Origin of the sequence: Flavonifractor sp. An4 (assembly GCF_002161755.1) — a bacterium.
Lineage (GTDB): Bacteria > Bacillota > Clostridia > Oscillospirales > Oscillospiraceae > Flavonifractor > Flavonifractor avicola.
This window is the reverse complement of sequence record NZ_NFIL01000053.1, coordinates 1-12,564: the sequence shown is the minus strand read 5'-3', so window position 1 is coordinate 12,564 and position 12,564 is coordinate 1. Positions and strand designations below refer to the sequence as shown.

16 protein-coding genes are annotated in these 12,564 nt (G+C 60.6%); all 16 read left to right on the top strand.

Features of this window, described 5'->3' with window-relative positions; genetic code table 11:
* Positions 1-1,222, top strand: a 1,222-nt coding sequence (locus tag B5F94_RS14585; RefSeq protein ID WP_087331158.1) for a DnaB-like helicase C-terminal domain-containing protein, incomplete at its 5' end; no start/stop codon positions are given.
* Positions 1,219-1,419: a hypothetical protein gene (locus tag B5F94_RS14580; protein ID WP_087331157.1), complete on the top strand. Its 201-nt coding sequence runs from the start codon at positions 1,219-1,221 to the stop codon at positions 1,417-1,419. The genes B5F94_RS14585 and B5F94_RS14580, both read left to right, overlap by 4 nt.
* Positions 1,420-1,431: 12 nt before the next feature.
* Positions 1,432-2,202, top strand: a complete 771-nt coding sequence (locus B5F94_RS14575; protein WP_087331155.1) for a ParA family protein — start codon at positions 1,432-1,434, stop codon at positions 2,200-2,202.
* The gene (locus B5F94_RS14570) at positions 2,202-3,185 is read left to right on the top strand and encodes a DUF3102 domain-containing protein (RefSeq protein WP_087331152.1); all 984 of its coding nucleotides are present in this window, start codon (positions 2,202-2,204) and stop codon (positions 3,183-3,185) included. The genes B5F94_RS14575 and B5F94_RS14570 overlap by 1 nt, the downstream gene beginning before the upstream one ends.
* Positions 3,182-3,520, top strand: coding sequence for a hypothetical protein (locus B5F94_RS14565; RefSeq protein ID WP_087331150.1), 339 nt, complete (start codon positions 3,182-3,184; stop codon positions 3,518-3,520). The genes B5F94_RS14570 and B5F94_RS14565 overlap by 4 nt, the downstream gene beginning before the upstream one ends.
* A gap of 8 nt (positions 3,521-3,528) precedes the next feature.
* Complete coding sequence (locus tag B5F94_RS14560; RefSeq protein WP_087331148.1) at positions 3,529-4,938, top strand: hypothetical protein; 1,410 nt, start codon at positions 3,529-3,531, stop codon at positions 4,936-4,938.
* 3 nt (positions 4,939-4,941) lie between these two features.
* On the top strand, positions 4,942-5,523 hold the full coding sequence (locus B5F94_RS14555) for a phage portal protein (RefSeq protein WP_242965692.1): 582 nt from the start codon (positions 4,942-4,944) through the stop codon (positions 5,521-5,523).
* Between the two features lie 53 nt (positions 5,524-5,576).
* A complete protein-coding gene (locus B5F94_RS14550; protein ID WP_087331146.1) occupies positions 5,577-6,017 on the top strand; it encodes a phage tail tube protein in 441 nt (146 codons plus the stop codon).
* On the top strand, positions 6,017-6,412 hold the full coding sequence (locus B5F94_RS14545; RefSeq protein ID WP_087331144.1) for a phage tail assembly chaperone: 396 nt from the start codon (positions 6,017-6,019) through the stop codon (positions 6,410-6,412). Before B5F94_RS14550 ends, B5F94_RS14545 begins: the two co-directional genes overlap by 1 nt.
* Before the next feature lie 154 nt (positions 6,413-6,566).
* Positions 6,567-8,606, top strand: coding sequence for a tape measure protein (locus tag B5F94_RS14540; RefSeq protein ID WP_087331142.1), 2,040 nt, complete (start codon positions 6,567-6,569; stop codon positions 8,604-8,606).
* Positions 8,603-9,373 (top strand): LysM peptidoglycan-binding domain-containing protein, encoded by a 771-nt coding sequence (locus B5F94_RS14535; protein WP_087331140.1) that lies wholly within the window; start codon positions 8,603-8,605, stop codon positions 9,371-9,373. Before B5F94_RS14540 ends, B5F94_RS14535 begins: the two co-directional genes overlap by 4 nt.
* A 4-nt stretch (positions 9,374-9,377) precedes the next feature.
* Positions 9,378-10,355, top strand: coding sequence for an XkdQ/YqbQ family protein (locus B5F94_RS14530; protein WP_087331138.1), 978 nt, complete (start codon positions 9,378-9,380; stop codon positions 10,353-10,355).
* A complete protein-coding gene (locus B5F94_RS14525; RefSeq protein WP_087331136.1) occupies positions 10,352-10,717 on the top strand; it encodes a DUF2577 family protein in 366 nt (121 codons plus the stop codon). The genes B5F94_RS14530 and B5F94_RS14525 overlap by 4 nt, the downstream gene beginning before the upstream one ends.
* The gene (locus B5F94_RS14520) at positions 10,714-11,130 is read left to right on the top strand and encodes a DUF2634 domain-containing protein (protein ID WP_087331134.1); all 417 of its coding nucleotides are present in this window, start codon (positions 10,714-10,716) and stop codon (positions 11,128-11,130) included. Before B5F94_RS14525 ends, B5F94_RS14520 begins: the two co-directional genes overlap by 4 nt.
* The gene (locus B5F94_RS14515) at positions 11,123-12,220 is read left to right on the top strand and encodes a baseplate J/gp47 family protein (protein ID WP_087331132.1); all 1,098 of its coding nucleotides are present in this window, start codon (positions 11,123-11,125) and stop codon (positions 12,218-12,220) included. Before B5F94_RS14520 ends, B5F94_RS14515 begins: the two co-directional genes overlap by 8 nt.
* Positions 12,220-12,564: putative phage tail protein (locus B5F94_RS14510; protein ID WP_143383315.1), on the top strand; the 345-nt coding region annotated here is incomplete at its 3' end. The genes B5F94_RS14515 and B5F94_RS14510, both read left to right, overlap by 1 nt.

Genomic DNA, 12,564 nt, shown 5'->3' with positions numbered 1-12,564 from the left:
GACGGCGTCCAACATCTGGGAGTATGTGGCCGTACTCAAGGAGCAGGCCCGGCTCTATCAGCTCTGCCTGCTGGGGGAGCGACTGGCCCAGGCGGGTAGCCTGGAGGATGCAGCCAAGTTTCTGGCTGACGGCAATGCCCTGATGGTGGACAAGCCGGGGCTGCGCTACGTCACCATGGAGCAGGCCCTGCTGGACTTCTACGACCGGCACAAGACCAGGAAAGAGTACCTCACCTGGGGGCTGGACAAGCTGAACGACCGGCTCTTTGTGGACCGGGGCGACATGGTGGTGCTGGGAGGCTACGCCTCCGCCGGCAAGACCCTGCTGGCCATCCAGTTTGCCTGGCATTGGGCCAGGCTGGGCCGGAAGGTGGGCTTTTACTCCCTGGAGACCGGCGAGGCCAAGCTGGAGGACCGGCTCATTGCCTACAACATGAGGCTGGACTTCGGCAGGATCAAGCGCTCGGAGTTGACCGAGGAGGATTACAAGGCCCTGGCGATGGCCTCCAAGCGGCTCATCCAGCCCGCCTTAGAATGGGTACCTGCCAGCGGCATGACGGTGGACGAGATCCGCTCCTCTGCCCTCAGCCGGGGGTATGACGCCATTTTCATCGACTACTTACAGCTCATCCAGGGGGACAAGCGGCGCAGCCGGGCCGAAGAGGTGGCTGGAATCAGCATCGGACTGCATCAGCTGTCCCAGAGCACTGGCATTACGGTGGTGGCCCTGTCCCAGCTGTCCCGGCCGGAGAAGGGCGGGGACGGGGTGAAGGCCCCCACACTGGCCTCCCTGCGGGAGTCCGGGCAGATCGAGCAGGATGCCGACGTGGCCATGTTGCTCTACAAGGAGGAGGACACCCCACACAGCCGCCGGGTTCTGCACATCGCCAAGAACAAGGAGGGCGAGACCGGCAAGATCTATCTGGCCTTTGACGGCGCTCATCAGCGGCTGTATGAGTCGGCGGTGGATGCTCCAGCCCCCAGGAAACGGCGGGAGCCGGAGTACAGGCAGGTGCAGTTTACGGAGATCCTGGAGGATCCGGACGATCCGTTTGCAGAGAAAGGAGACCAGCATGGACAAGGCCAGAGCGGCCCAGCTGCTGCGGCTGGAGATCCTGCGCCGGGAGGCCCTGGCACGGGCCAGCAGCTTTCCGGTGGATCACCTGCAGGTGGCCCAGGCGCTGACTCTGGCGGTCCAGGCTCTGGAGGAGGAACAGCATGAGAAAAGGCCAGAAGATCACCTGGACCCCGTCGGCCTTTGAGCATGAGCTCAGTGGGGAGCGGGCGAACAGGCAGCGCAAGCTGCGGTCGGTAACCGGACGGATCGTCTACATCCATCCGGCCCGGCGGTATTACATGGCGGAAGCCAAAGTGGGCAATGAGACCATCCGGGAGTGTTTCCCGATGGAAAACAGATAGGAGTGTTCGTGCATGAAAACCATAGCAATCGTTAATTTGAAAGGCGGCGTCGGAAAAACCATCACGGCGGTAAATCTGGCTGCTATCCTGGCTACAGAGTACCACCAGAGGGTGTTGCTGGTGGATGCAGACCCCCAGGCCAATGCTACCCAGTCTTTGCTGCCGCCAGGGGAATACAACACTCTGGACCGCCTACTTCTGGGGGATGAACTCCAATATGAAAATTTGTGCTACGAGAGCAGTATCCGCGGGCTAACCGTCATCCCGGCAGATGATGGCCTGTGGGATCTGGAGGTAGATCTTCTGCGTGGTCGCCGGCTGGACTTGACCGCTTTGCAAAACTTGAGGGATGCAATCATGGAAGATGACCGTTTTGACTTTATGGTCATTGACTGTCCGCCCTCCATCTCCTATTCCTGCGCCGCCGCTATTGTAGCCTCTACAGATGTGATTATCCCAATCAAACTGGATGCATACGCGATGCGAGGCATGAGTACGCTGGCCGCGCAGATTAAACGCCTGCGGCGTATCTACCCAGACGTACATATTTCTGGGGTTCTGCCCACGGTGTGGTATCACTCTAATTCCATGGAACAGGGGGAGAAGCTGTTGCGGGAATATGCCCCATGCCGGGTATTTGATACCCGCATCCGCCGATCCCCAAAGGTAGATGAGTCCACATGGACCGGGGAGCCGGTGGTATGCTGGTCTCCACGTAGTGCTGCGGCACAGGACTACCGCACCTTTGCGGCTGAGCTTTTTGGTGAGGAGGCGGCTAAGTGATGAGTAAGGCAGACACCCTGGCCGCCATGATGCAGGAGAGTATGGTCCATAGTGTTCAGTCTGCGCAGCGCACTATTGAGACCATCACCAGTGAGATTTTAGAACTGAAAAAGCAGGCTGGGAAAGCGCTCCTTGGTATCGGCCAGCGGCTGATTGAGGCGAAGGAGACGCTGCCCCATGGGGAGTGGCTGCCGTGGCTCACTGAGCGGGTAGAGTTCTCCGAACGGACAGCCCAGTACTATATGCAGTTGGCAAGGGAATGGACAAATCCGCAATCGATTGCGGATTTGGGGGCCACAAAAGCATTTAAGCTGTTAGCACTTCCACCGGAAGAACGAGAAGCATTCATTCAGGATCACAATGTAGTGGATATGTCTGCCCGGGAATTGGCGCAGGCCATCAAGGAGCGGGACGAGGCCCGGATGGCAGTCAAACAGGCCGAGGCGGATCAGCACGCAGCGGAGCAGGCCCGGGATAAGATGGCGGAGGATATGAGGCTGCTCAATGCCCGTCTGGCTGGGGTCCGTGAGGACCGGGAGCAGGCCATGGAGAATGTGGCCCGCCTGGAGGCTGAACTTGCTGACCTGAAGGCCAAACCGGTGGACGTGGCAGTGGAGACCGTGGTTGATCAGGCTGCCATTGACAAGGCCCGGGCCGACGCCATTGCCGAGATGCAGGCCAAGCTGGATAAGGCCAAGGAGGCGGCGGCCAAGGCCAGGGACAAACAGAAGCAGGCTGAGGCCTCTGTGGAGATCCTGAAGCGGTCCTTGGAAGAGCGGGACAAGTCGGACAAGCAAGCCACCATAGCAGGGGACAAGGAGCTGGCCCAGTTTGAGGTGCTTTTCAACCAGGGGCAGGAGCTGGCCAACAAGCTCCACGGACTGCTACTTAAAGCCCGGGGCCGGGAGGATCAGACAGCCGCCCATGGTATGGAAAAGGCCCTGAAAGCCCTGGCCGATGCCATTGGGAGGTGCGCGGAATGATTGAGCAGGCGATTGAGATGCTGAATGAGCAGCAGAGCAAAGTCAAGGAGCGTTCCGCACCCTGGATGGTGGCGGAGCAGCTGAAGGACATTTGCCGGAGAGAACCGTGGAGTGCAGAGCTGCTGGCAAAGGACTTGGAAAATCCTCAGATGGGGATCGTCCAGGCGGAGAAAAAGATCAAATCCTTTGCGGACGGACATAAGACCGGCGGCTTCTCCTGCGTCACGCCGCTGGAGGCGGAGGAAATCCTGCGGGAGTTTTATGGGCTCGGTGCCGCCTCTGCTTCTGTCGGCGGGGATACTCCGAAAGTGCTCAACTTGGCGGACTTCCTGTGAGGTGCGGCATGGATATGAACTGGAAATCACTCGCCGCAATGCTTCCTGTCCAGCCCTGCGACGAGCTGAAGCAAGACGTATTGATGGGCATCTACGATATGCACGATCTTGGCGGCGATCTGATCCTGTATCACCGGGAATCGGTCGGCTTGGCAGACGAGATTGGGCAGATTATGGATCCGCAGGACTGGGCGCACTGGGAGCAGTCGAAAAAGCGCCGATGGGGTGCCCGCTGCACCTGTACCGCCTGCGGGGAAGATTTTATCGCCGGCTATGTGAAGAACGGCATTGTCCTGTTGGAAGGTCCGGACGGACAGACATACGATGGGTATGCGGAGCAGGGACCGGATTCTTCTGCGTATCTGGATGGCGAAGAAGTTATGTGTCCTCGTTGCTGGACTGCCGCTACGGTGACCCGCCGCTCAGAGCTGCGCCAAGGGAGGAAGCACCAGGTTTTACAGGCAGAGGTTGTCCATATTGAGCGCTATACGGCGGTCATGTACTGGATGGTGCGCCGGTGGCAGGATGCAGATGGGACCGATACAACGGTCTTTGTACCCCATGCGGCCCTCATTGTGGACGAGGAGGGCAAGCTGCGTCGGTTCCGGGCCGAGCTGCACAGCGGCGACGTGATGGAGACGGTATGGGTCCCATGCGCATGGTCAAGAGACCCAATGCAAATGGCCTATTATTCCTGGGAGGCTGTAAATCATCGGAAGGTAGGCGGATGGACGCTTGCCTATGGGCCGGATCTGGCTGGCCATACCGGAGAAAAAACCGCCCTTGATGCGTATATAGGGGCCGACGGCTGCTGGCCTGGAGCATATCTTCATGTATGGGAAAGGCACCCGCAGGTGGAAAACCTGATGCGTCAGGGATTTGCGGCGGCTGTTGTGCAAACCATTGACAGGCAGCTTGACTGCGCGGCATATAAGACAGACCTGTGCGATGCGCCGCTCATTCCATGGGTGGACTGGACGGAGGTCAAGCCGCACAGGATGCTGCACATGAGCAAGACGGCATTCCGTGAGATCCGTAAAAAGAATTGGGGATCTGAAGATGTGGGGTGCTGGGACAGATACCGGAGTCAGTTCCCAATGGCTGACGCCCTGGAGTTTGAGCACTGCCGGGAGCACATCGGCGGCAAGGCTGTGGGACATCTTCTGGAAATGGTCGCCGCTGGGTGGGAAGATCTGGCCCCTGTTCAGGTGGTTCGGTATCTGAAAAAGCAGGATGCCCTTCAGGATGGTGTGCAGCTTCTGATTGACTACCGTAAAATGCTGCGGGATGCGGGTCTGGCGGAAGATGGAGAGACCCTCTGGCCCCGCGATCTGATGGCGGCCCATGATCGGATTGTCCAACTTTGGACAGGTCGTGGAAATGCCTCGTATCATCGCCAGGTCGAGAGGAGGCGGTAAATCGTGATTTTAGGCCAGGCCATGCAGGGCCCAAGGGCCGGTATGGAGGAACAGGTCCTCAGCTGGGATGAGGTCCAGGCATGGTTCAAACGGATTTTTTTGAGCGGGGAGCTGATGGAGGGAAGCCAGGGTAATGCGGAACGCCTGTCCCCGGTGGCGGCAGCCCACCGGATCCTGACCAACTCCTTCGGCCTGATTCCCTTCGGGGCGTACCGCAAAGATGGAGACGCCAGGATCCCGTATGAAGATGAATATCTGCGCAGGATGCTCAAGGTCCGACCCAACGATCATATGTCGCCGTTCATGCTGCGAAAGGTGGTCATGTCCAACGCATTCTGGCACGGCTTCGGCGCCGTGTGGAACCGGAGGGACAGCGCTGGCCAGGTGATCCAGCGCCTGCCGCTGCCCACCGAGTGCTGTTCCATCCTCAAGGACCCGGACAGCGGCCAGTATTGGTACGAGTACAACGTGGACGGCGTGGTGAAGCGATTCTCCAACTATGAGCTGTCCTTCCTGTTCTTTGAGACCTACGACGGTACCAGACCGGCAGCTGGGTCTTCCTCCGCTGCGGCGGGCGGCTGGTAGATGCAATGGAAGACTTCGAGGTCCTGTTCAACAACCTGTAAGGAGGGGAGCGTATGGCACGAACTATCGATAGCGCGAAACGTGTAATCAACGGCACCTTTGGCGAGGTTTGGGTGGACGGTGAGAAGATCGCCGAGTGTACCGCCTGCCAGTTGAAGGTGAGCAAAAATAAGGAGACAGTCAACCTGTGCGGGCAGTTTATGACCGATACCAAGGCAACCAGTGCCAGCGGCACCGGAAGTCTGACCCTGTACAAGGTGGACTCTGGATTTGCCCAGAAGCAGGGCGATCTGCAAAACGGCGAGGACCGCCGCTTCACCGTCATCTCCAAGCTGAAGGATCCGGACAGCTACGGAGCAGAGCGGGTGGCAGCTTACAACGTAAGCTTTGATGATCTGACGCTGGCGGACTGGCAGGCGGCCACCCTGGGCACGGTAACGACCCCCTTTACCTTCAGCCGCTATGAATTCCTGGATATGATTGAGGTGCAGTGATGGAAGCAAAAAAGAAAACGGACCTGGTATCCCTGCTGCTGCGGCCTGAGTTGCCCAATGTGTTAAAGGATCTTCCCACCGCCCGGTACAAGGTGAACCGGCTCAGCGAGTTGTTGGGGGAGGATGTGGTCTTTACCCTCAGGGGTTTGCCTTACGGTAAGGTCCAGAAGCTGCGGGAGAGCCTGTCTGACGACGTGTCGGTCCACATCCTGCTGCAGGGCTGTGTGGATCCGAATCTAAAGGAATCCGCCTTGCAGGAGCGGTTTGGGGGAGCCACCCCCGCCGAGACGGTAAAGGCCATGCTTCTGCCCGGCGAGATCGAGGATCTCAGCCGGGCGGTGGAGCGACTGTGTGGCTACCGCCGGTCCACCATTGATGAAGTAAAAAACGCCTGACGGAGGGCAGCGACCCAGAGCTGGATCTGATCTTTTATCTCTTCCGGCATCACCATTGGACCCCGGAGATGTATATCGGAATGGGAGAGGGAGGTCGGGCCATGACCTGGGCGCTGGCTCTCCGTGAAATCGAGTTAGATGAGGGGGGCTGACCATGGCAGAAGAAGTGGGCATTGTGATGAGCCTCTATGACAGGGTGAGCCCCACCCTGAAGGCTATCTCGGGCAATTCCAAAGCCTTTGACAAGACGCTGGATGAGTTGGAGCAGAGTCTGAAGGCCTACGAAAAGGCCCAAAACAGCCTGGTAGGAAAATCTGCAGACCTGAAGAAGGCTCTGTCGGAAGCTGACCAGAAAGTAAAAGACGCCCAGAAGAGTTACAAAAAGCTGAAGGACGAGACCAGTAAGGGAGCCCTGGATGATGCCATCGATGAGCAGACCCGTTTAAAGAACCAGCTAAGCGAGACCGAGGGAGCGATCAAAGCCAATGAGACCGCCTACCGGGCACTCTACAAGGCGGCCACTGACAGCGCCACAGCCATGAGCAAGGCGGACAACCGGGCAGGCAGTGCGGGAGGCGGGAAAGGCATCCTGTCTGCTCTGGGCCAGGCGGGAGCCTGGTCCATGTTGGGAGATGTGGCCGGCCAGTGGGCCGGAACCCTGGTCAGCTCCGCCTTCGGCAGCGATGCGGGGAGCCTGTTCTCCAGTGCCCTGGGCGGCGCCGGCAGCGGTGCGGCTATTGGATCTATGATAGAACCTGGCGTCGGAACGGCGATTGGTGCTGCTCTGGGCGGTCTGGTTGGGCTGGTCGGCGGAGGTGCTCAGATTTATGAGCAGCGGGACGAGGCCTTTAAGGCCTATGTCCAGGAGGCCACGCAGGGACAGCTTGAGGATCTTTCCACCTCCATCACATCGGGCAGCGCCACCGCCGCCCAGCGGGAGCTGGACCTGATTGCGTTTGACCAGCTTCTGGGAAGCGGGCAGGGCGCCAAATACCTGGCAGATCTTCGGGAGATGGCGGCCAGCACGCCCATGGAATACAGTGACCTGACTGCCATGTCCCGTGCTCTGGCCACCGGCTTCGGTACAAACCAGAAGCGGATGCTGGATCTGATGGAGGGCATTGGCAACGCGGGCAGCGCCGTGGGCGTGGACGCCAGCGGCATGACCTATATGGCCCAGGTCATGAGCCGGATGCAGTCCAGCGGCAAGGTGGGCCTGGAGGATCTGAACGCCTTCCAGGACCGCGGCATCGATGTGATCGGAATGCTCTCCGACGCCCTGGGCAAGAGCCAGGGGGATATCTACGACATGATCTCCAAAGGCTCCATTTCCGGCACAAAGGCGGTGGATATCATCCAGCAGGGGCTGGAGCAGTATGCCGGGGCCATGGACAAGATGTCCCAGACTTTCAGTGGTCTGGAGTCCACCTTGGCCGATGCCCAGACCGAGATGGATAATGCCTACGGTGAAGGGTACAACGAGACCCGGAAGAAGGGTCTCCAGGAGGAGATCGACTACCTTAGCGGTGAGAGCGGCGCCCTGATCCAGGAGGCCAACCGGGCCATGGGCGCCTGGCAGGCTGAATTGGAGAACAGCAAGGAGCAGTACATCCGGGACGCTATGGATGCAGTCATTAACTCCGACGAGTACAAGGCTGCCATGTCGGAAGGTACGGATGAGGGCTATGCCGAGGCAGGCCGGATGCTGATGGAGGCCAAGGTTCGCGGCATGAATGAGTACAATGCCAGCGAGGGCGCCCAGCTAATGCTCCAGCTGGAGACTGAAATGGCTGCTACGATCCGGGATGACACCGCCAGCAATGACGCCTACTGGGATGCTGGCTACCGAAAAGGGCAGGAGTATTCCAAGGGATGGGCGGCGGCTCGGACAAGCCAATGGATTGAGGATGTACCGGACGAAAACACTGTAGCTGGACGGGTACGGGCGCGTAACCATTACCGATATGCTTATGGCCTGGACCGTGTGCCCTACGACGATTTTCCTGCCCTTCTCCATGAGGGCGAGCGGGTGCTCACCGCCCGGGAGGCTCGGGAGGCTGACAGCAAGCCGGGCCGCAGTATCTCCATCACAATTACCGGCAACCAGTTTGGCGCGGGGGTGTCTGCTGAGGAGATCGCTCAACGGCTGGCGGACCAGATCGAGCTGAAATTCGCGGCGGGGGTGTTGTCATGAGACGGATCATCTCTTTTTTGGAGCCCGCCGCCGGCAAGGAGCTGATCCTGCCGGTGACGCCGCCCTCTTACGACTGGACCCACGGCAACCGGGTGGAGACCATCCAGCTGGATCAGCTGGGGGAGATCAATCTGCCCGGCGGCCGCCTGATGGGCAGCTGCACCCTGTCGGATGTGCTGTTCCCGGCCAGGCTTTATCCATTTTGCAACCCGGGCGCCGTGGCCAACCCCTATGTGTACCTGGAGCAGCTGGAGCGGTGGAGCGACAGCCGCAAGCCGGTGCGCTGGATTGTGTCGGGGACGCCTACCAACGCCCTGGTGCTGCTGGAGAGCGTGACCTATGGCGAGCGGGACGGCACAAACGATGTCTATGCCTCCATCTCTCTGCGGCAGTATACGGCGCCGGAGACGCCGGTACTGGCCATCTCCGGCGGCGATGCCCAGACGTCCAGGGATGCCAGTACAGGCGCGGCCTCCACCCGGACCTACACCGTCCAGGCGGGAGACACCCTCTCGGGGATCTGCCGTAAATTTTACGGGGACAGCAGCCTGGCCTACCGGCTGGCCGCCGCCAACAGCAAGATCATCAAGAATCCCAATCTGATCTATCCCGGGCAGGTGCTCACCATCCCGCCCAAGGACCAGCTGCCGGCGGCCATGCAGGTGAGCGCCAGCGTCAAGACCGCCAAAGCCACAAAGACGGTCTACAGCAAGGAAGATAAGGTCTGGAAGGTGCAGCTTGCCAAAGAGCAGGCGGCCATGAGGTGACGGTATGGACTATGAGCTGATCCTGACGGCCCCCAGCGGGACCTCCAGAGACGTGACGCAGCTGGTCCAGACCGTTACCTGGAGCGGATCGGACAGCCAGACCGCCCGGGAGCTGTCGGCCTCACTGGCGGTGCCCAGAGACGGCAGCGTGGCCCCTCTGGAGCTGGTGGAGGGCGCTCAGCTGATCTTCCGGCGGGAGGGGACCCAGCTCTTTGCCGGGCCACTGCTCTCCGCCACCACCAGCTCTCAGTCCTCTGTGGTGGACCTGTCCGCCCTGGATCGGGGGCGGTACCTGGTGAAAAATGAGGGCTGGTACCAATTTGCGAACGCGGCGCCGGAGACCGCCGTGGCCGCCATCTGCCGGGACTACAGTATTCCGGTGGCAAGTCTGGCCAGGACGGGGCTGACTGTGTCCCGCAAGTTCCCCGGCGTAGCGCTGGACAAGATCATCAAGTCTCTGTATGCCATGGCTGCCCAGAAAAACGGCAAGCGCTACCTGGCCCGGTTTACCGGCGCGGGCGAACTGGAGGTGGTGGAGAAGCCCAGCGCCGCCACACTGGACATCAAGAGCACCATGGGGGTCACCAACACATGGGACATCTCCAACCTGCAAAACAGCGTGGCCATCCGTACTGATACCGGCGCCTTGGTTCGCCGGGTGGAGGACGGCCCGTCCATCACCCTGAACGGCCGGTTGGAGCACGTCCTGATCCAAAAGGATGGGGAGGATGCCGGGGCGGAGGCCAAGGCCTGGCTGGAGGACCACGGCCTCCAGCAGAACCTGACGGTGGAGACGCTGGGGGATATCCGGCTGATCTCCGGCAATGCCGTCAAGCTGCGGGATACCGGCAGCGGGGTGACCGGTCTGTTTTGGATCGAGAGCGACACCCACACCTGGAAGAACGGCCAGTATTACTGCAAGGTCAAGCTGAATTTCCGCAATCTGGCGGACGATACCATCTCGGGGAGTGAGCTTAAATGAATACCTTTGAGGAGAACGCCGGGCGGATCGCCCGGAGCATGGGGGCGGCGGCCAGACAGGTGGCCGACCCCTCCCCGGTTTTGATTGGGGAGGTGGTCAGCGTCTCCCCGCTGAAGGTCCGGGTAGATGGGCTGGACGTAGGGGCGGAGTCTCTGCGCATCAATGCGACGCTGCTGGCCGGATATGATCCAGGCCTGTCCGGCACACTGACCGGCACGGGCTCCATGGGCCCTGTGACCACGGAGGTCAAACCAGGGGATCTGAGCCGGGAAAAGGATGCCTTACAGGCGAGGGACAGCGTGGCGGTGCTCTCCCTGGACCGGCAGACCTACTACATCCTCTGTAAGGTGGTGACGCCATGACGCTTTTCCCCATGTTTTCTACACCGGTGGCTGGTGGGAGTGTGGATCTGCCCCTCTACACCGACGTGGCCATGGACTATGACGCCGGGACGCCCCGGTGGGAGAGCGGCCAGCCGGTGGTGGTCACCGGCCTGGAGGCGGTCAAAAGCTGGGCCTGGCGGGCTGTTGCCACCGCACGTTATCAATGGGCGGCCTTCTCCTGGTCCTACGGATGCGAGCTGGAGGCCCTGGTGGGCCAGCCATACCAGGCGGATACCAAAATCAGTGAGGCCACCCGATACCTGCAGGACGCCCTGCTGGTATCTCCCTATATTACCGCTGTAGACGTGACGGAGGCGTCCTTTGACGGATCCACTTTCCATATGAGGGTGGATCTCACCACGGTCTACGGGAAGGAGGGTTTCTATGTTTGAGGACCGCACCCAGGAGCAGATCAAGGCTGAGATGCTGGCTGATATTGACCAGGAGACCGGCCTCTCCTCCATGGCGGGCAGTTATGCCGACGCCACAGTGGGGGCGGCGGCCCGGCAGATCAGCGAGTTTTACCAGGCTCTTCCCGCCGTGGTGTCCATGCTCTTTGTGGACGAAACCAGCGGTGGATATATCGATCTGGTGGGAGAGACCTACTTTGACATCACCCGCCGGCCCGGGACCCGCGCCCGGTGCGACATCACGCTAACCGGTACGGCCGGTACAGTGATCCCGGCGGGCACGCTGTTTCTGACGGCCACGGGACTCCAGTTTGCCCTGGTAGATGAGGTCACACTCCCTGCTGGAGGGACGGTTGTTGGCACCCTGGAGGCTGTCCAGGACGGGGCCACCTACAATGTGGGCCCTGGTGCCATCGTCAATATGTATGTCAATCTGCCCGGCCTGGCCTCTTATACCAATGAGCAGGCCGACGGCGGTACCGACCCCGAAAGCGACGCTGCACTGCTCCAGCGGATCCAGGAGCGTCGACAGAAACCCTCCAACGGCGCCAACGGCTGGCAGTACCGGGCGTGGGCGCTGAGCGTCCCGGGCGTGGGGGATGCCAAGGTGGTAGAGCTGGCGGAGGGCCCCGGCACTGTGGGTGTGACTTTGGTGGACTCCACTATGGATCCCGCCTCTCCTGAGATCGTGAGCGCCTGCCAGACCCTGATTGACGCCCAGCGTCCCGTGGGGGCCACAGCCATGGTATCGGCGCCCACCGCCGTCGAGATCGATGTGACGGCGGTGGTGGTCATCTCCTCCTCCACCACGCCGGAGACCGTCAAGGCGGAGTTGGAAAAGCGGCTGGGAGCCTACCTGGCCGATATGATCCGCTCCAAATACGATGTGATCTATTACGGGCCGGGAGAGGACAAGGCATACACGGTGATCTATAACCGCATTCTGGCGCTGTTGCTGACCGTTGACGGTGTGATCAATGCCACCTCCCTCACCGTCAACGGGGGAACGGCGGATACCACAGTGCAGCCTGATCAGGTACCGGTGATTGGCAGCCTGGAGGTGACCACCTGATGGACCGATATGATCTGATGCTCCAGCTCCCTGACCTTTACCGCAGCATCCCCTTTGCCGAGCTTCAGCGGGTGCTGGGGGAGATGTGCCGGCGGGCGGGAGCCGATCTGGAGCTGACCCTCCGCCAGCTGTGGCCCCAGACCGCCAGCGGATGGGGCCTGGAACTTTGGGAAACAGCCTACGGCATCCCGATAGATCTGTCCAAGGATGAGGAATTCCGACGTACCAGGGTGATCTCCAAGCTGCGGGGACAGGGAACACCCACGGTGGAACTGATCCAGGCGGTGGCTGCCTCTTTTGCAAACGGTCAGGTCGAGGTGGTGGAGCATCAGGACACCTATTGC